The following is a 17,568-nucleotide window of genomic DNA, read 5'->3' on the forward strand; positions in this document are numbered from 1 at the left end:
AGAACGCGGCCTTCGTCGTGCCGCTATGCCGCGCGTTTATCGAACCGCTGGCGATAGACTCTTGAACTCGACGCGCCTGATGATGCGGCTTTCCTGGGCGACGATGAGATGCGCCGACGCATGCAGATAAGCGGGCCATTCGGGGTCGTTGTCGCGCGCGGTGCGCCGCTGGTCGTAATCCGCGATGCTCTCGTAGCCCCACAGATGCACGACCTGATTCAACGCGCCGATATCGCTCATATAGAAACCTACGGGCGCGCCGAGATATCTGGTCTGAATAGGCATCGCTAGACGCTCGAATACGTCGATGAATTCCGACATGCCGCGCGGCTTGATCGTATAGATGCGGTGATCGATGAAAGGCTTGCTCATGCTGCGCTCCTCAATTCGCTGGACTTCGCGTGCGCGTCGACGCTGCCCGCGAGATGCAATCCGGTGAGATAACCGAACGTCATGATTGGACCGAGCGTGATGCCCGCGCCGGGGTAGTTGCCGCCCATGACGCTCGCGCGGTCGTTGCCGACGGCATAGAGCCCTGGTATCGGCTCGCTGCCCTTGAGTACCTGGCCATGCGGATTCGTCGCGATTCCGTCGAAGGTGCCGAGATCGCCCATAACGACCTTGAGCGCGTAGTACGGACCGTCGCCAATCGGTGCGATGCAAGGATTCGGCTTGTGAGCGGCATCGCCGAGATAGCGGTTGAAAGATGTCGTGCCACGGCCGAAAGCAGTGTCCTTGCCCTGCGTGGCATCGCGGTTATAGTCGCGGACCGTCGCTTCGAGCGCTGTGGCGTCGATGCCTGTCCGCCGTGCCAGTTCCGCGAGCGTGCGGCCTTTGACGAGATAACCGTTCTTCAGATGAGGACCGACCGGTAGCGGCGCGGGCTTTACAAAGCCGAGGCCGTATTTGCGAATCGTCGCGTGATCGCAGATGAGCCACATGGCTGTTTCGCTTTCATCGCGACAGGCTTCGATCATCGCTGCGCCGACATCGTGGTAGGAATTCGATTCGTTGGTGAAGCGCACGCCGCTGCGTGTCACGCCGATCAAGCCCGGCTTGTAGCGATCGAGCAGATGCGGGAACACGCCGTATTTGCCGCCTTTTAGCGGCACGCGCGAGACCGGCATCCACGCAGCGGGCTGCGGATAGCGAATATCGACACGTCCGCCCACGCGCTCGGCCATGCGCGCGCCATCGCCGGTATTGCCTGCCGGCACAGGCGATACATGTTCGCCGCCGCGCCGCACATGCGGATAGGCCTTTGCGATGCGCGCGACATCGTGAGAGAAGCCGCCACACGCCAGCACGACACCGCGTCGCGCAACGATGCGCGTTTCATGTCCGTTCGCAATCACGATCGCCCCGGTCACGCGGCCCTTCACCGTAATCAGTTCTTTCGCGCCCGTTCGCGTGTGAATCGGAATGCCGAGATCGAGCGTGGATTTCGCGAGGCGCGCGGCGAGTGCGTTGCCGCTCGTGATCTGCACGCCGCGCTTGTATTGTGCGAGTTCCCGGATATGGCTCGCGAGTCGCTTCGCGACATACCACGCGGATTCGATCGATTTCGTCGCGTTAAAGAAATGCTTGAGATCCGCGCTCGACGAATTGAACATCATGCCGATGAAAGTTATCGTCTTGAGCGGCGGGCGCAGGCGCACGATGTCCTTGCCAAGCGCGCGTGCGTCGAACGGTTTTGCAACGACGGAACGTCCCACGTCGACACCGCCCGGCGCATCGGGATGATAGTCGGGGTAGAGCGTCGGCAGAAATTCGACCGAGGTCTCGCGCTCGAAGAATTCGATCATGCGTGGGCCGCTTTCAAGGAACGCTTCGACGGCTGCTTCGTCATACATCGCGCCCGTTTCGCTGCGCATGTATCGAACTGCGGCTTCGCGCGTATCCTGCACGCCCGCTTCTTTCGCGTGGCGATTTCCCGGTATCCACAAGACGCCGCCCGAGAACGCGGTCGTGCCGCCGAAGTATTCCTCCTTCTCGACGACGATCACGTCGAGCCCTTGCTTCTTCGCTGTAATGGCCGTGGAAAGGCCGCCGGCGCCCGAGCCGATCACGAGCACATCGCAAGCGAGATCGGACGACCGCGTTACGGTAGTCATGATGAAGTCCTTTGATTGAAGCCGGGCGCTTCGCACGCCCGTGAGATGAGAAGCAGCGTGTCAGGCGTTGCGCGGCGCTTCGAAGCCGGGACGTGGAACGAGATCCATCAACATGCATTCGAAGCCGCCGTCGACGGCAAGCTCCGCGCCGTTCACATAGGCCGCGCGCTGGCTTGCGAGGAATGCAACCACCTCGGCGATATCGCGCGGTTCGCCGATGCGCCGGCTTGCGATCATTGCGCTGCGGCGCGCTTCGACATCGCCTTGCTCATAGAACGCCATCGAAAGCGGCGTGCGGATCATGCCGGGGCAGACCGTATTGCTGCGCACGCCGCGCCCGCCCCATTCGGCGGCGATCTGACGGGATAACATTGCGATGCCCGCCTTGCTCGGGCTATATGCGCCGCTCCACGTCTGCGGATGATGCGCCGCCACCGATGCGATATGCACGATGCTTCCGGCGCCGCGCGCGAGCATGTCGCGTCCGAATGCCTGCGCACATAACATGTAGCCGGTGAGATTGACGGCGAGCATCGCATTCCATGCATCGAGGCCGATATCTTCGATGCCGCCCGCGCGCAACAGACCTGCGTTATTGACGAGCACATCGACCTGACCGAACTTGCGTGCAACCTGATCGCGTGCGCGGTTCACGCTCGTTGCATCGCCGATATCGCAAGTTATGGCGATAGCATCGACGCCAGTCGCGCGCAATGCTTGCGCCGCATCGTTGCAGCCCGCTTCATCGCGATCGAGTAGCGCGAGCCTTGCGCCCGCATCGGCGAATGTCGATGCAATGGCGCGCCCGATTCCGCCGGCCGAACCCGTCACTACGCATACGCTCGATTCGAGGCCGAGCCAATGCTGCGCGGTGTGATCCCGCGCGACCTGATTAGTCATCCTTGTCTCCTGAGTTCGTTCGATGCAAAGGCGCCGATAGCCTTGCCTGTGAAAAAAGTATATTCACGGCCATGCACGAAAGATTGGACAAAGGACGCAGACGACAGGACAATTTGTGCATCAGGAGACGCAGGATATGAGGAAAATCCCTAACTACAACTTGTACGGGGAATCGGCGCGTCCACCGTGGTATGACGCGTTCAACTTCGAATGGATCGTCGAGCGCAGCGCGCCCAACGACTGGCATATCGACGCGCATCGCCACGACGCGCTCTTGCAATTTCTGTACATTCGCGGCGGCGGCGGGCAAGTGCTGATCGAGAACAGCATGATCGATCTCGTGCCGCCGTGCGTCATCATGCTGCCCGCGCAAACGGTTCATGGATTCAACTTCGCGCCGAACGTGGATGGTCTCGTCGTGACCGTCGCGCAAAGATCGATCGAGGCGCTGGCATCGATCGCGGCGCCGGGACTCGTTCCGGTGTTGCAACGCGCAGGCGTCTCGCGCATGAGTGCCCACTCCATGAAGGAAAGCGCATTCTTGCCGATCGTCGAATTGCTCGAGAAGGAATTCCGCGCGACGAATCGCGGTCACATGGCGGCGGGCATGTCGCTATTGATTGCACTCTTTGTGCATGTCGTGCGCCTATGCGAAAGCGCATCTGCGCCGAGTGTCGCATCGACCGAAAGGCGGGCGCAGCAGATCAAGCGCTTCAGGGAACTGGTGGCCGCGCATTTTCGCGAGCATCGACCTGTCGAGTTCTATGCGCAGAAGCTCGGCATGACGGTCACACAACTCGGGCGGATATGCCGCGAAGAGATCTCGAGTTCGCCGCTCGCAATGATCAACGAGCATCTTGTGCGCGAGGCGCAGCGCGATCTCGTTTATTCCAGCATGTCGGTCAAGCAGATCGCACATGGACTGGGCTTTGCCGATATCGCTTATTTCAGCCGCTATTTTCGCAAGCAGACCGGCGTCACGCCGACCCAATTCCAGGCGGAAGCGCACAAGGCGCTGGCCATTCAATAGCCCGTTCGCTTCCTTCTTCGAGGGTTGCCAGCTTCGTACAAGCGTGCGATGCTTCGCCGTGCTGTAAATCGATAACAACAAGAAAGGCCCGAGCGAGACCAGTCCGGTTCAATCACCCTTCGAAGGAGTGAACATGATCGTACTGTCATCGGATCCAGCGGCGCACGACGCGTCGCGGCGCTTCCGCATAAAGGCACGCGGAATGCTGTGCGCCTGGCTCGTCATGAGCTCGGCTGCCAATTTCGCCTATGCCGACGCACAAACGGCGTATACGCTTCTGCCGCCACCCAGCGAGTTATACGGTGACCTTTTCGTCGCCGTGCAGACGCAGGGCGTCTATCCCGATCAGAAGACTTTCGTCGATGCCATACCCAAGATAGACCCCGCGCAGATCGTGCAGGCTTATCATCAGCAGATGTCGGTGCCGGGCTTCTCGCTCGCGACGTTCGTCGCACAATACTTCACGCCGCCAACGGATCAGGTGATTACGCCGCCGCCGAATCAGAGCCTGCGCGAACATATCGACTGGCTTTGGCCCGAACTCACGCGTCTGACGACGACCGCGAACGTACCCGCCAACAGTTCCCTGATTCCGATGCCAAAGCAGTACGTGGTGCCTGGCGGACGCTTTCGGGAAGGTTACTACTGGGATACCTATTTCACGATGCTCGGTCTGCAGGAGGCAGGCCGCGAAGATCTCGTCGACGATATGCTCGATAACTTCGCGTATCTGATCGACACGATCGGCCATATTCCGAATGGCAATCGCACATACTATGTGAGCCGTTCGCAGCCGCCGTTCTTCTCCTATATGGTCGAACTTGCCGCGCACAAGGAAGGTGGACGTGTTTATCAGAAGTATTTGCCGCAATTGCGCCGCGAACATGATTACTGGATGCAAGGAGCGGATACGCTGCAGCCAGGCGGCGCGGTACGCAACGTCGTGATGATGCCGGACAAGACCGTGCTCAATCGGTATTGGGACGAACGCGATACGCCGCGCGACGAGTCCTACTCGGAAGACGTGGCGACCGCCAAGCTGGTCACGAACCGTCCGGCGAACGAGGTGTATCGCGACTTGCGTGCGGCGGCCGAAAGCGGCTGGGACTTCAGCTCGCGCTGGTTCGGCGACAATATGACGCTTGCGACGATCCGCACGACATCGATCATTCCCGTCGATTTGAATAGCCTGATGTTCCACCTCGAAACGACGATCGCAATCGGTTGCGGCGAGGCGCGTGATTTCCGTTGTGTCGGCGAATTCGTGGGGCGTGCGGCCAAACGCGCGATCGGCATCAACAGATATCTCTGGAACAAGAACGGGTATTACGGCGATTACGACTGGAAACTCGGTCAGCCGCGCAACAACCCATCGGCTGCTATGCTCTATCCGCTCTTCGCCAACGTGGCGTGGCCGGAGCGCGCGCACAAGACCGCGGAAACCGTCGAAGCGATCTTGCTCAAGCCGGGCGGACTCACGACGACCACGTACAACACGACGCAGCAATGGGACGCGCCGAATGGCTGGGCGCCATTGCACTGGATCGCCGTGCAAGGATTGAAGCGCTATGGGCGCAGCGATCTCGCGCAACAGATCGGCACGCGCTTTCTTGCCGACGTGAATAACGTCTATAACACTCAACATAAGCTCGTTGAGAAGTACATCGTGGAAGGTAGTGGAACGGGCGGCGGAGGAGGTGGGGAATATCCGTTACAGGATGGTTTCGGATGGACGAATGGCGTGACGCTGAAACTGCTCGATCTCTATTCGCCGGGGCAATGAGCCGATGAAACGGCGGGCATCGTCAAAGGTCATGTAGCGATGCCCGCGTTTCGGTTCATGTCAATCCTTCTTCGCCTGCTTTTGCCGCCGATATTCCGGTACTGTCATGCCGCCCACGCCCCAGTTCTCCATTTCAACTTCCTGGATGACGACGAACGTGGTATCGAGCGGCTTGTTCAATACTTCGAGAAGGAGTTGGCTCGCGCCCTCGATGAGTTGCTTCTTTTCCTCGGCAGTCACCGCGTTCGTGCCGGGCTTGTTGCCTTCGCGTGTCACCTGAATCGTTACGATCGGCATGACGATCTCCTTGAGTGGGAAACGACGAAGCGCCTGCGAGAGGCGCATCCTCAACGGGTAAAGAATCGATCAATGTCCCGCGCTTTGACCGCCGTCGACGTGCAGGATCTCGCCCGTCACGAACGGCGCCGCATCAAGATACAGCACCGCGTTCGCGATGTCGCTCATTTCGCCCATGTGTCCCATCGGATGCAGTGCGCCGAGCGCGTCGTGCGTTTCGGGCGCATGCATCGGCGACTTGATGATGCCGGGCGACACTGCATTCGCGCGAATGCCTGACTTCGCATACTCGATAGCAAGCGACTTTGTCGCGGAATTCAGACCGCCCTTGGTCAGCGACGCCAATACCGAAGGCACGCCGCTTACCGCATGATCCACGAGCGACGTGGTGATGCTGACGATGTGGCCGCTCTTGTTCTTTTCCATTTGCTCGATAGCCAGTTGCGTGATGTGAAAGAAGCCATTCACATTCACGTTCAGAACCGCGGCATAGTCTTCCTGCGTATATTGCGTGAAAGGCTTTGCGACGAATATGCCGGCGTTGTTGACGAGCGTATCGATGCGGCCGAACTTTGCGATTGCCGCTTCGACCACGCGCTGCGCGGTGGCGCGATCGCCGATATCACCGGCGACAGCGACGACGTTCGGATCGTCCGGTTGCTGAATTGAACGGGCGGTCGCGACGACGCGATAACCTTGCGCACGGAATGCCTTGACGATTTCAGCGCCGATGCCTTGCGATGCACCGGTAACGATAGCGACTTTGCTTGCGTTGCTCATGATGAACCTCGATGAATGTTGGTTTGGGCCTGTTGCGGATCGGACCGACGGCTCCGATGGCTCGTAATCTAGGCCTTTCGAGATTCCTTGCGTACACCCGTGATGGACAATCAGTCTTGCGTGCGAGGAACAAATGGGCCGCAGCGAAATCGATCAGACGAATGAATCACCGATAGGAGAAACGACGTGACGCTGCAAAACGTAAAGGCCTTCGTGTTCGACGTATTCGGCACGGTAGTGGACTGGCGCGGCGGAGTTGCACGCGAGGCTGCGCCATTTCTTCAACGCCACGGCGCGATCGACGCAACGCCCGAAGCGTTCGCCGATGCATGGCGAAGCCGCTACGTGCCTGCGATGCGCAAGGTGATCAACGGGGAGCGGCCATTCGTGCGGCTCGATGTGCTGCATCGCGAGAATCTGCTCGACGTGCTGCCGGAGTTCGGCATCGATCCGAATGCCGTGGCTGCCGAAGCGCTTGAAGAGTTGAATCTTGCATGGCATCGGCTCGATCCGTGGCCGGATTCGATAACGGGTTTGCAACGGCTCAAGGCGCGCCATATCATCGCGCCGCTTTCGAACGGCAATATTCGATTAATGGTCGATATGGCGAAGCGCGCCGGTCTGCCTTGGGATGCGATTCTCGGCGCGGAGATTGCGCAAATCTATAAGCCCGATCCGCAGGCGTATTTACGCACGGCCGAAGTGTTGATGCTGACGCCGGAAGAAGTATGTCTCGTCGCCGCGCATAACGACGATCTCGCGGCGGCAAGAAGGTGTGGGTTGCGCACGGCGTTCATCGCACGGCCCTATGAACGCGGTCCCGCTCAGACAGTGGATTTAAAAGCCGAAAGCGATTGGGATGTCGTTGCCAAGGATATGAACGAATTGGCCGATGCCGTGGGTGCGTGAGCGCTGCGAGCATCGGCCAATGACGAGCTGGATTTAAGCGACGCCTTCGACGATGCGGAAGTCGCGCACGACGGAATCGCCCAGCACTTCCAGTGCGCGCTTATACGTTGCACTGTTATAGGCGGCGACGGCTGCTTCGAGTGAATCGTATTCGATGACGACGGTGCGCTCGAGCACGCCTTCGCCTTGCACCATCGACGCAACGCCGCGCACGAGCGGACGGCCGCCGCCTTCTGCAATAGCCTGCGTTGCGATCTTCGAGTATTCCGCAACCTGATCGGGCTTCATGATTTTTGTGTACACACTGACCCAATATCCCTTTGCCATCTTTATCTCCAGTGTTTGAAGGGCGCCTTGCGCCATGAGGCGAACGCACTGTGCTTTTGCATTCAGTCCGGCGGACAGCATAGCAAATTCTCGATTAAGCGCGTTTCGGTGAAAGGTGCTTTCTTGCGCTAGGGGTTAACCCGAGAGCACCTGCGTCATAAACTGCTTTCACTGCTTCGAAAGGCACTGTGTTCGAAGCCGGGCACCTCATAACACTGGAGTTTCATCATGAAGTCGATCATCCGCGCAGCACTCGTCGCAACCGCTCTCGTCATTCCCGTCGCTTCGTTCGCGCAAAGCCAGATCACGCGCGCTCAAGTGCGCGCGGAATTGGCGGCATTGGAGAGCGTCGGCTATCACGTCGGCGACGGCGATCAGGCGCACTATCCCGAAGCCATTCAAGCGGCCGAAGCGAAGCTCGCCGCACGCGATGGTGCGACGGCCTATGGCGGCGCGGCCAACGGTGCATCGCAATCGGGTAGCGCACGTGTGTCGCAGTCCGACTGGAACGCAATGTACTCGCGCTAAATGCGTGAATGACTGAAGCGGTCTATATGACCGCCTCAGGCGATGCATTCAGTCCGCAGCGTATTTGCGGTCGAGTGCATCGAAGAGCGGCTTGTTCACAAGCCGCTGACGCTCGGCGAAAGGCGCAACGACAGCGGGATTTTCGTCGAGACGTCCCTGCGATTTCAAGGCGCCGAGCGCGGTCTGCATGCCGCGCACGGCGCTTTGCAATGCCGCATTTGCATAGAGCACGAGGCTGAAGCCGAGGCGTTCGAGATCCGCGCGGTCGGTAACAGGCGTCTTTCCGCCGATCACGATGTTGATCAGTTGCGGCGCGTCGAGCAGCTTCGGCAGTGACGCGATTTGCTCCGGCGTTTCGATCGCTTCGACGAAGAGAATGTCGGCGCCCGCTTCGACGAATGCGCGTGCTCGTTCGATCGCTGCATCGAAGCCCTCCACCGCGCACGCATCGGTGCGCGCGATGATCAGAAAGTTATCGTCTTCGCGGGCATCCGCCGCTGCGCGTATCTTCCCTACCATTTCATTCGTCGATATCACGGCTTTGCCCGCGAAGTGCCCGCATTTCTTCGGCATAACCTGATCTTCGAGCTGAATGGCGTCCGCGCCCGCGCGCTCCAGCGTGCGTACCGTGTGACGCACGTTGAGCGCATTGCCGAAGCCCGTGTCCGCGTCGACGATAAGCGGCAGGTCCACTGCATCGCGGATGCGCGACGTATGCTCCGCGATTTCCGCGAGTCCCATGAAGCCGAGATCCGGCAGGCCGAGCGACATGTTGGTTACACCTGCACCGGTGATGTAGATCGCCTCGAAGCCGAGATCGGCGGCGACTTGCGCGCTCATTGCGTTGAATGCGCCGGGCAGCAGCAGGGCGCTGCGAGCGTTGACCCGTTCGCGAAAGGCCGCGCGGCGGCGCGAGGAAGAAGTGGTCATGGCTAAGGTTCCGGAAAGATAGTTCGTGTTCAGCGTCGATGCATGCGCCAGCGTCTGCAATGCTAACGCGCGATGCGCTTCGGCGCTCGCACGAACGTCATTCGAAGCGGAACAGCGCACGCGCCGAATCGCGCAACACGATGGTACGCAGCGATGCGTCGGGAATCCAGCGGTCGAGCGCATCGCGCGATGCGCCGTAGTCCATCAGGCTTTGATGTTGCGTGTGCGGCCAGTCGCTGCCCCACACGAGCCGCGCTGCGCCGAATGAATCGAGCAAGGCGGACGTGAGCGTCTGACCGAGCGACGTGCCGGTTTCGCCTTCCACGCTGCGGTAAGCCGCCGATAGCTTGACCCACACGCGGCCGCATTGCGCCGTCGTCAGCAGATAGCGAAAGCCCGGATCGTCGGCGCCAAATGCCGGATCGGGACGGCCGAAATGATCGATCACGATTGTGCAGGCTTGTTCGAGCAATGGCGCGATAAGCATCGGCAAGTCCACGGCATCGCGATGAATCTCGACGTGCCAGCCGAGCGCGTTGACGCGCTCGAATAACGCTCGCCAACGCGCTTCACGCAGATCGGGCAACGCAAGCCCGATCAGATTGAGCCGCATGCCGACGACGCCGAGTGCCGCGAGGCGATACAACTCCGCGTCGCTGATCGAAGGATCGATAACGGCCACACCGCGAAAGCGTTGCGGATAGCGCTGCAGCACATCGAGAAAATACGAATTGTCGGTGCCGAGAAAACTCGGTTGCACGAGCACCGCATGAGAGACGCCGTTGGTGCGCAAGTGTTCCGCATAGGCGTCGAGCGTTGCGTCGTAGTCGGGTGCGTGTCGACGATGCGGTGCCAGCGGCAGGCCGCGCACGAAGACATGCGCGTGACTGTCGATCGCTTCGATGGCGGCAGGCTTCGATTCGAGCCATTGCTCATCGCCGAGCGTGGAATGAAGTGAACGCATCATGGAAAGTTCAGACATGCTTGGGCGAACGCTCGTTCGATGCAGCTTGACCAGGCACAGCAGCAATGCGACGGCCTTTCGTTTCAGGCAAGAGCAACGCGGCCACGACGACGAGTCCATAGGCCGCGCCCGCGTCGATGCCGATTGCCTGTCCGATCGGCATCGAATTGCCCATGTGGCCGACGAGCACCGGAAACGCCGCCGACACGACGCGTCCGAAGTTGTAGCAGAAGCCGACGCCCGTACCGCGCACGCCTTGCGGATAGAGCTCGTTGAAGAGCGCGCCGAGCGTTGCGGGAATGCCCGCGGAGAACAGACCGAGCGGGAAGCTCAATACGAGCATGGCAATATCGCCGATGGGCAGGAACACATAGACGTTGACCGTGACCGCGCAACAGACAGCGAAGAGAATCACGTTCTTCCTGCGACCGATCTTGTCTTGCAGCCATGCACTGACAAAGCATCCGATGATGAATGCCGTAATCACGACAGCCAGATAGCCGCCCGTGCCGAGCACCGACAAATGCCGCTCGGTTTTCAGGTAGGTGGGCAGCCATGTGGTAATGGCGTGATAGCCGCCGTGCGCGCCGAGGCCGATCAATCCGCCGACGATCGTCGTGCGCAGCACCGAAGGATGAAAGATTCCAGCGAGAATGGCGAGAGCGCTCTGACGTTGTGCATGTTCCTTTTCGGCAGGTTTCGATTCACGCGGCGGCTCTTCGATATTGCGGCGCATATAAATGACGAGCACAGCCGGAATGAGGCCGACGGCGAACAGCACGCGCCAGGCCCAGTCGGGTGATACCCATGAAAACACGATTGCATAGAGCAGAACCGCACCGGCCCAGCCAAAGCCCCATGCGCTTTGCACGATGCCCATAGCTTTGCCGCGATGTTTCGCGCGAATCGTCTCGCTCAACAATACTGCGCCCGCCGTCCATTCGCCGCCGAAGCCGAGTCCCTGAAGCGACTTGAGCACGAGCAACTGTTCGAAATTCTGCGCAAAGGCGCTGAGAAACGTGAAAAGCGAAAACCAGAGAACCGTGACTTGCAAGGCCTTGACGCGTCCGATTCGATCGGAAAGCACGCCCGCGAAGAGTCCGCCCAATGCGCCCGCGACGAGCGTCGCGCCGCCGATCAGACCGGCTTGTCCTTTTCCGATGCCCCATGTCGCGATGAGTGTCGGAATGACGAGACTGAATAACTGCGTATCGACGCCGTCGAGCGCCCAGCCTGCAAAGCATCCCCAAAGCGTGCGTCTTTCCGCCGTGGAAATTTCACGGTACCAATTCATCTCGCGTCTCCTGTGCTGGCCTCTGGCCGGCTCTTGTTCAATATGCCACTGAATTCTAAAAACGAATCGCGGCCGCGCATACTATGGATACGTTCATCTTTCATAGCATTTTGATATGCTCGCAAGATGGAGACGCGCAACCTCAAATACTTTCTCGCGGTAGTCGATGCAGGCAGCGTCACGCGCGCGGCCGAGGTACTCGATATTGCGCAACCCGCGTTGAGTCAGGCGCTTTCGCGCATGGAGCGCGATCTTGGCGTGAAGCTTTTCGAGCGCACGCGACGTGGCGCGCAATTGACTCCGGCGGGCGACGCAATCGTCGAAGACATTCGATTGAGCGTGGCGCGCATTGACGCGGCATCGCATCGTGCGCGTGAAATCGGTGCGCAGCGCGGCGGGCGTCTGACGATAGGCTTTGCATCGGCGGCACTTTTCAGCCTGTTGCCTCGCGCGATTGCGGCGCTGCGCGAAGAGGTGCCGAACGTCGAACTCATGCTAAAAGAAATGAGCAATGCGGAGCAGGCAAGCGCGTTGGAGAAAGGAACGATCGATATCGGCTTGCTGCATACGCCTGTTGCCGTGGGCGGGCGCATGCGCGAAAAGTTGATCGTGAGAGAGCGCTTGCTCGCGGTACTGCCGATGTCTTTTGTTATTGGCGACGATGGAAAAGTCGGTTTGAAGGAGTTATCCGATGCAGGCCTCGTATGGTTTCCGAGCGATCAATTGCCGGTAATTCGCGCGGGCATCCTCAGTGCTTTTCGTAAAGCGGGTTGCGAAGCCAACGTCGTGCAGGACGCGAATCGTTCTCTGACGGTATTGGCTTGCGTCGCGGCCGGATGCGGCGCATCGCTCCTGCCGCAATCCGTGACTGCGTTGCAGTTCGCCGGCGTGCGCTTCTGCGACGTGCGCGACGGCGATAACCTGCCACCATTCGAACTCAGCGCAATATGGCCGATGCGTTCCCGCCCGACGCTCGCGGATCGCTTCGCGGCCTTGCTCGAAGCATGAGCGCATGATCGCATCGCAAGGAGACACGCATGAATGAAACATCGAACGATCTGCCGCTACCGGACGGCATTCGCGCGCGCATGATCGACAATGGCAATGGCCTTTCGATGCATGTGCTCGAAGCCGGATTCGATATCCCCGGTCGGCCTTGCATCGTGCTCCTTCACGGCTTTCCCGAACTCGCTTATAGCTGGCGCAAGATCATGAAACCGCTTGCCGATGCGGGCTTTCATGTCGTCGCGCCGGATCAGCGCGGTTATGGGCGCACTATCGGCGGTATTGCTTCATTCGATACCGATCTCGACGAGTTCACATTTCCGAATCTGGTCCGCGATGTACTGGGTCTCGTGTCGGCGCTGGGTTATCGCAGAGTCGCATCGGTTATCGGTCACGATTTCGGCTCGCCCGTTGCCGCGTGGTGTGCATTGATTCGTCCCGATGTATTCGCATCGGTCGTGATGATGAGCGCGCCTTTTGCGGGGCCGCCTGCATTCGCCTTCAATACCGCGAACGACGATGCAAGGCTCGCGCGCGTCGAGACGGCGCAATCGATCATGGCCGAAGCGGTCGCCGGGCTCGCGTCGCTCGATCCGCCGCGCAAGCACTATCAATGGTATTACTCGGGCGCGCAGGCGAATGACGACATGTGGCACCCGCCGCAAGGACTCGCCGCGTTCTTGCGCGCGTATTACCACATGAAGAGCGCGGACTGGCCGGACAATGGTCCGCATCCGCTCGCATCCGTTTCTGCCGATCAACTGGCTTTGCTGCCCACGTACTACGTGATGAACGCGGATGCGACGATGCCGCAAACCGTCGCCGAACATTCGCCCGACGCCGATCAAATCGCCGGATGTGCCTGGCTGTCCGACCGCGATTTGAACGTCTATGCGAGCGAATACGCGCGCACGGGATTTCAGGGTGGACTGAACTGGTATCGGTGCGGCACCGATCCGAGTCTTGCTGCTGCACTGCGGATGTGGTCGGGGCGCACTATCGACGTGCCGTCATGCTTTATCGCAGGCGCGAGCGACTGGGGCTATTACCAGCGGCCGGGCGATTTCGAAGCGATGCGCGTGCTGGCCTGCACCGATTTTCGCGCGACGCATCTGATCGAAGGCGCAGGGCATTGGGTGCAGCAGGAGCAGCCGAGCACCGTCGTCAGCCGCATACTGCGGTTTCTCCGTCAGAATGCGCCATAGAAATGTATCCATACGTGTATGAAGTTTCTTGTTGTAAGAGTGTCATCTGAATGAGTTGTCCGGCGGAACTTCATTGAAACCGCGTCTGTCCACGAGCCTCGCGGCCTTTTTTGTAGGTCGGCATGAACCGCGAGGAGAGTATCGATGGATAAAGGACGTGTTGCCGCGCTCGACGCTGGCCGGGCGCTCGCGATCGTCGGGGTAGTCGCAGTACACCTGTCGTTTCAGTTTCCCAATCTGCCGGGCACCGTCACGCTCATTGCGCGCATGGGCCAATACGGCGTGCAGTTGTTCTTCGTGATCAGCGCGATCACGATCTTCATGACGCTCGAAGTGGATCACGCGCGCTGCGCGGATGCGCGTCATGTCACGTTGCGCTTCTATATCAAGCGTTTCTTTCGCATAGCGCCGATGTACTACGCGGCGATCGCGGTCTATGGACTCATCAGCTATGGCGCGACGCGCTCGGGCATCGAACGCGCATGGATTCTCGGCGCACATGGGCCGATGGACGTGCTGCTCAACCTGGTCTTTCTGCATGCGCTTTCGCCGACAGCGATCAATAACGTCGTGCCAGGCGGATGGTCGATCGGCGTGGAGATGCTGTTCTACCTGATTGCGCCACTTCTATTTTTTCTCGCGATGAATCGCGCGCGCCTCTTGCTGGCTACGGTGTTGTTGCTCGGCCTCTCGTATGCCGTGATGTCGATGGCCGATTGCAACGGCACGCTCGATTGCAATGTCGCCAATAACACGTTCAGCTATTTCTGGCCGCCCGTGCAGGGTCCGTGCTTCATCGTCGGCATGTGGGCGCGGTATGCATTTCGCTCGCATCTTCTCGGCGCGTCCGACGTGACGGCGCGCGTGTCTTTACTGTATTTTTCACTGGCGCTGGCTTTTGCGCTCACGACCGCAGCGCTCGGCGTGTGGCTCGACAAGGCGCATGCGCTCGCGCCCGTATTCGCGGCATGCAGCGCCGTGGCCTTTCTGCTCTTCGTGTGTTCACGTCATGCCCGCAAGCATCGCGATAACAAGCATGCCGTGCCGCGCGTCACACTCGTTCGACGCGCCGCCGCCGCGCTCGGCCGCGAAAGTTATGGTATTTATCTCTGGCACTTCATCTGCGTCTACGTGACGTTTCATTTCTTCGATCGCTCATTCGGACAGAAGAATGGAGAGACGTCGCTTGCGTTGTTCGGCGCGACGCTGATCGCGGTGCTCGTCGTCTCTTATGCATTGTCGCGTGTGTTGGACCGGCTGATTCAAGGGCGTGCTACACGCTTGTCGAGACGCCTGCTCGCATCGGTCGATCGACGCTTTCATCTGACGCGCGACGCCTGATCGCGAGGATAAGCATGAGCGGAGAACGCCTGACGGAAAGCCGGCATGGCTCGGCTTTCCCGCTGTCAAAGTACACGCGCGCGTTCATTCGATTCGCTCGCAAGCGAGGTGGGGTATTGCTGGATATCGGCGCAGGTTATGGAACCGCGTCCCTGCCTGCGTTGAGCAAACGCACGCGCGTGATTGCGAATGACATTTCCCGGGCGCAACTGGAGCAAATCCGGCAGGCTGCACCAGCCGCGTACGTCAGTAATCTCGTCTTGCTGGAAGGCGCGTTCCCGCACTACGAACTCGAAGCCTCTTCTCTCGACGTGATTCTCGCGTCTCACGTACTCCATTTCCTCGCGCCCGATGATTTCCGTACGGGCGTCGCCCGGCTATACGATTGGCTCAAACCCAACGGCAAGGCATTCGTGCTGTGCTTCACGCCGTATCATCGTTTCATGGCGAAGATGATTTCCGACTACGAGCGGGCGATCGTATCGGGCAATGCATGGCCAGGATGGACGGAGGATTCGGATCGCTATGCACTCGCGCCAAAGCTATTGCCCGCGACAGTCAACCTCATGGACCCGACGATACTCGCCCGCGAATTCATGCTCGCGGGTTTTCGCATCGAGTGCGTGGAATTCACGCCGTGTCCTCGCGGCGTGGATCCGGAATACTTCCCTCTCGGTGGCCGCGAGTGGGTCGGACTCGTTGCCTACAAAAGCGCCTGATTCGTCGTCGCTGGCGCGGGCAATTCGAACCGCCTTCCGCGCGTGCGATACAGCACGATGCTCAGAGCCAGCGTCGCAAGCTCGGTGATGGCGACGGTCATCCAGATGCCGCGCGGCCCGAACCATTCGGTCAGAAGCCATAGCATCGACAAGAGCAGCAGCCAGCTTCGCAACAGGGCGACGACCATCGACGCGAGCGGCGCTTCGATGGCCGTCAGATAGCCGCTGATCGCTACGTTGATCGCGGCAGGCAGGAACGCGAGCGCGCACCACGGCAATGCGTCGCGCAGAAGCGCTTGTGCCGCAGGACTGTCGGGCACGAAGAGCGCCCCGAGCGGTTGCGCGAGCGCGAGGATCGCGAAAGCGGCGGCGAGTGCGAAGCCTGCCGTAACGATGACGCCGATTGAAAACGCGCGCGACACGGCATGCGCGTTGCCCGCGCCGCGCTGAAAGCTCACGATAGGCTGCATGCTCTGTACGAGCGCGACCATCGTGACCGACGCGATCATCGTCATGTATTCCACGACTGCGAACGCAACGAGGCCGGTGTCGCCGAGCCAGCGCAATACAGCGTGATTGAACGCGAAGAGCGTGACGCTTGGCGCGATCTCGCCGAGAAACTCCGATGCCCCGTTATAAGCCATGCGCCATGCGTGATCGAGCCGCGTGAAAGCATGGGCAACAGGCCGAACGTGCCGGGCCTTGACGAAGTGGTAGGCGAGCATCGGCATGCAGGCGAGCGCCTGGCTGATGCCCGATGCGAGCGCCGCGCCACGCATGCCCCATTGCATGTGGCTCACCATCCACCATGTCAAGGCGACATCGGCGATGCCGCCCGCGATCAGGCAGACGAGACCGAACTTCGCCGCGCCTTCGATTCGCAAGAACAGTTCGAGCGCATAACATGCGGTCGGAAACAGAACGAAAGGCGCATAGGCGTGCAGGAAGTCTTTCGCGAGCAGCGCAAGCTCGCCGCGCGCGCCCGTCCATTGCACGAAGGTATCGGCATAGAAATGGATCGCCATCGCGAATGTCACGCCGCATAGACCGAGCAGCCAGAGCGCCTGTGTGAATGCTTCGGCGGCATCGCGTTCGCGCTGCTCGCCGAGCAATCTCGAGACGAGCGTCGATCCGCCGACGCCGATCATCACGCTGAATGCGTAAGGCAGATAGAGCAACGGAACGAGCACATTCAACGCGGCAAGCGCATCTGGGCCGACATGGCGTCCGATGAAGATGCCGCTGATGACCGAGTGCATGCAGTACACCCATGCAGCTAGCACGGTGGGCACTGCATAGTTCGAAAATTGACGAATGAGAGAAGCGTTGTTATTGAAAGCCATGACTGACAACCAGACGTTACTCGCTAGGCACGCCCATAAGAATTCGCGACGCATCATGCGTGCGAATGAATGTTATGGCATGGCGCATTAGCGCAGAAT

General features: G+C 60.0%; 18 protein-coding genes. 8 read left to right on the forward strand and 10 right to left on the reverse strand.

Annotated features, from left to right (window positions below):
• Positions 1-36: 36 nt before the first annotated feature.
• The 3 genes from NCT05_RS27460 to NCT05_RS27470 are packed head-to-tail and all read right to left on the reverse strand — an operon-like array spanning position 37 to position 3,014.
• On the reverse strand, positions 37-372 hold the full coding sequence (locus tag NCT05_RS27460) for an NIPSNAP family protein (protein ID WP_250457266.1): 336 nt from the start codon (positions 370-372) through the stop codon (positions 37-39).
• Positions 369-2,114 carry an FAD-dependent oxidoreductase gene (locus tag NCT05_RS27465; protein ID WP_250503632.1) on the reverse strand — a complete coding sequence of 582 codons (1,746 nt, stop codon included), beginning with the start codon at positions 2,112-2,114 and terminating at the stop codon, positions 369-371. Before NCT05_RS27465 ends, NCT05_RS27460 begins: the two co-directional genes overlap by 4 nt.
• Before the next feature lie 60 nt (positions 2,115-2,174).
• Positions 2,175-3,014: an SDR family NAD(P)-dependent oxidoreductase gene (locus tag NCT05_RS27470; RefSeq protein WP_175980766.1), complete on the reverse strand. Its 840-nt coding sequence runs from the start codon at positions 3,012-3,014 to the stop codon at positions 2,175-2,177.
• Positions 3,015-3,150: 136 nt separating this feature from the next.
• On the opposite strand from NCT05_RS27470, the gene NCT05_RS27475 reads away from it, so the two are divergent.
• Positions 3,151-4,044, forward strand: a complete 894-nt coding sequence (locus NCT05_RS27475; protein ID WP_250503633.1) for a helix-turn-helix domain-containing protein — start codon at positions 3,151-3,153, stop codon at positions 4,042-4,044.
• A gap of 133 nt (positions 4,045-4,177) precedes the next feature.
• Positions 4,178-5,827, forward strand: a complete 1,650-nt coding sequence (gene treA, locus NCT05_RS27480; protein WP_250503634.1) for an alpha,alpha-trehalase TreA — start codon at positions 4,178-4,180, stop codon at positions 5,825-5,827.
• A gap of 60 nt (positions 5,828-5,887) precedes the next feature.
• Here treA and NCT05_RS27485 read toward each other — a convergent pair whose 3' ends face one another.
• Together NCT05_RS27485 and NCT05_RS27490 are read right to left on the reverse strand one after the other, a co-directional pair.
• Complete coding sequence (locus NCT05_RS27485) at positions 5,888-6,124, reverse strand: tautomerase family protein (protein WP_008347957.1); 237 nt, start codon at positions 6,122-6,124, stop codon at positions 5,888-5,890.
• A gap of 69 nt (positions 6,125-6,193) precedes the next feature.
• A complete protein-coding gene (locus NCT05_RS27490) occupies positions 6,194-6,904 on the reverse strand; it encodes an SDR family NAD(P)-dependent oxidoreductase (protein WP_175980772.1) in 711 nt (236 codons plus the stop codon).
• A 186-nt stretch (positions 6,905-7,090) separates the two neighbouring features.
• On the opposite strand from NCT05_RS27490, the gene NCT05_RS27495 reads away from it, so the two are divergent.
• A complete protein-coding gene (locus NCT05_RS27495; RefSeq protein ID WP_008347961.1) occupies positions 7,091-7,813 on the forward strand; it encodes a haloacid dehalogenase type II in 723 nt (240 codons plus the stop codon).
• 33 nt (positions 7,814-7,846) lie between these two features.
• Here the strand turns inward: NCT05_RS27495 and NCT05_RS27500 are convergent, their stop codons facing one another.
• Positions 7,847-8,140 carry a DUF1330 domain-containing protein gene (locus tag NCT05_RS27500; RefSeq protein ID WP_008347963.1) on the reverse strand — a complete coding sequence of 98 codons (294 nt, stop codon included), beginning with the start codon at positions 8,138-8,140 and terminating at the stop codon, positions 7,847-7,849.
• A 228-nt stretch (positions 8,141-8,368) separates the two neighbouring features.
• Between NCT05_RS27500 and NCT05_RS27505 the strand changes: the two genes are divergently transcribed.
• On the forward strand, positions 8,369-8,668 hold the full coding sequence (locus NCT05_RS27505) for a DUF4148 domain-containing protein (protein WP_008347964.1): 300 nt from the start codon (positions 8,369-8,371) through the stop codon (positions 8,666-8,668).
• 48 nt (positions 8,669-8,716) lie between these two features.
• On the opposite strand, the gene NCT05_RS27510 is transcribed toward NCT05_RS27505, so the two are convergent.
• The 3 genes from NCT05_RS27510 to NCT05_RS27520 all read right to left on the reverse strand — a co-directional run bounded on the left by NCT05_RS27510 (position 8,717) and on the right by NCT05_RS27520 (position 11,856).
• On the reverse strand, positions 8,717-9,598 hold the full coding sequence (locus tag NCT05_RS27510; RefSeq protein ID WP_008347967.1) for an isocitrate lyase/PEP mutase family protein: 882 nt from the start codon (positions 9,596-9,598) through the stop codon (positions 8,717-8,719).
• Between the two features lie 97 nt (positions 9,599-9,695).
• Positions 9,696-10,565 carry an amidohydrolase family protein gene (locus tag NCT05_RS27515; RefSeq protein ID WP_502800899.1) on the reverse strand — a complete coding sequence of 290 codons (870 nt, stop codon included), beginning with the start codon at positions 10,563-10,565 and terminating at the stop codon, positions 9,696-9,698.
• Between the two features lie 7 nt (positions 10,566-10,572).
• Positions 10,573-11,856 carry an MFS transporter gene (locus NCT05_RS27520; RefSeq protein ID WP_250457278.1) on the reverse strand — a complete coding sequence of 428 codons (1,284 nt, stop codon included), beginning with the start codon at positions 11,854-11,856 and terminating at the stop codon, positions 10,573-10,575.
• Between the two features lie 126 nt (positions 11,857-11,982).
• Between NCT05_RS27520 and NCT05_RS27525 the strand changes: the two genes are divergently transcribed.
• From NCT05_RS27525 to NCT05_RS27540, 4 genes are all read left to right on the forward strand, one after another.
• A complete protein-coding gene (locus NCT05_RS27525; protein WP_250503635.1) occupies positions 11,983-12,864 on the forward strand; it encodes a LysR family transcriptional regulator in 882 nt (293 codons plus the stop codon).
• A gap of 29 nt (positions 12,865-12,893) precedes the next feature.
• Positions 12,894-14,066, forward strand: a complete 1,173-nt coding sequence (locus NCT05_RS27530) for an alpha/beta hydrolase (RefSeq protein WP_250436493.1) — start codon at positions 12,894-12,896, stop codon at positions 14,064-14,066.
• A gap of 144 nt (positions 14,067-14,210) precedes the next feature.
• Complete coding sequence (locus NCT05_RS27535) at positions 14,211-15,407, forward strand: acyltransferase family protein (RefSeq protein ID WP_250503636.1); 1,197 nt, start codon at positions 14,211-14,213, stop codon at positions 15,405-15,407.
• Between the two features lie 14 nt (positions 15,408-15,421).
• Positions 15,422-16,126 (forward strand): class I SAM-dependent methyltransferase, encoded by a 705-nt coding sequence (locus tag NCT05_RS27540; RefSeq protein ID WP_250503637.1) that lies wholly within the window; start codon positions 15,422-15,424, stop codon positions 16,124-16,126.
• Here the strand turns inward: NCT05_RS27540 and NCT05_RS27545 are convergent.
• On the reverse strand, positions 16,111-17,418 hold the full coding sequence (locus NCT05_RS27545) for an MATE family efflux transporter (RefSeq protein ID WP_250503638.1): 1,308 nt from the start codon (positions 17,416-17,418) through the stop codon (positions 16,111-16,113). The genes NCT05_RS27540 and NCT05_RS27545 overlap by 16 nt on opposite strands.
• Between the last annotated feature and the right edge of the window lie 150 nt (positions 17,419-17,568).

The sequence above is a fragment of the Caballeronia sp. AZ7_KS35 genome, from assembly GCF_023631045.1.
In the GTDB taxonomy this organism is placed as follows: domain Bacteria; phylum Pseudomonadota; class Gammaproteobacteria; order Burkholderiales; family Burkholderiaceae; genus Caballeronia; species Caballeronia zhejiangensis.

Coding starts and splice junctions, on each gene's coding strand:
- NCT05_RS27460 (WP_250457266.1), bottom strand. CDS start 372: ATGAGCAAGCCTTTCATCGATCACCGCATCTATACGATCAAGCCGCGC.
- NCT05_RS27465 (WP_250503632.1), bottom strand. CDS start 2,114: ATGACTACCGTAACGCGGTCGTCCGATCTCGCTTGCGATGTGCTCGTG.
- NCT05_RS27470 (WP_175980766.1), bottom strand. CDS start 3,014: ATGACTAATCAGGTCGCGCGGGATCACACCGCGCAGCATTGGCTCGGC.
- NCT05_RS27475 (WP_250503633.1), top strand. CDS start 3,151: ATGAGGAAAATCCCTAACTACAACTTGTACGGGGAATCGGCGCGTCCA.
- treA (WP_250503634.1), top strand. CDS start 4,178: ATGATCGTACTGTCATCGGATCCAGCGGCGCACGACGCGTCGCGGCGC.
- NCT05_RS27485 (WP_008347957.1), bottom strand. CDS start 6,124: ATGCCGATCGTAACGATTCAGGTGACACGCGAAGGCAACAAGCCCGGC.
- NCT05_RS27490 (WP_175980772.1), bottom strand. CDS start 6,904: ATGAGCAACGCAAGCAAAGTCGCTATCGTTACCGGTGCATCGCAAGGC.
- NCT05_RS27500 (WP_008347963.1), bottom strand. CDS start 8,140: ATGGCAAAGGGATATTGGGTCAGTGTGTACACAAAAATCATGAAGCCC.
- NCT05_RS27505 (WP_008347964.1), top strand. CDS start 8,369: ATGAAGTCGATCATCCGCGCAGCACTCGTCGCAACCGCTCTCGTCATT.
- NCT05_RS27510 (WP_008347967.1), bottom strand. CDS start 9,598: ATGACCACTTCTTCCTCGCGCCGCCGCGCGGCCTTTCGCGAACGGGTC.
- NCT05_RS27515 (WP_502800899.1), bottom strand. CDS start 10,565: ATGATGCGTTCACTTCATTCCACGCTCGGCGATGAGCAATGGCTCGAA.
- NCT05_RS27520 (WP_250457278.1), bottom strand. CDS start 11,856: ATGAATTGGTACCGTGAAATTTCCACGGCGGAAAGACGCACGCTTTGG.
- NCT05_RS27525 (WP_250503635.1), top strand. CDS start 11,983: ATGGAGACGCGCAACCTCAAATACTTTCTCGCGGTAGTCGATGCAGGC.
- NCT05_RS27530 (WP_250436493.1), top strand. CDS start 12,894: ATGAATGAAACATCGAACGATCTGCCGCTACCGGACGGCATTCGCGCG.
- NCT05_RS27535 (WP_250503636.1), top strand. CDS start 14,211: ATGGATAAAGGACGTGTTGCCGCGCTCGACGCTGGCCGGGCGCTCGCG.
- NCT05_RS27540 (WP_250503637.1), top strand. CDS start 15,422: ATGAGCGGAGAACGCCTGACGGAAAGCCGGCATGGCTCGGCTTTCCCG.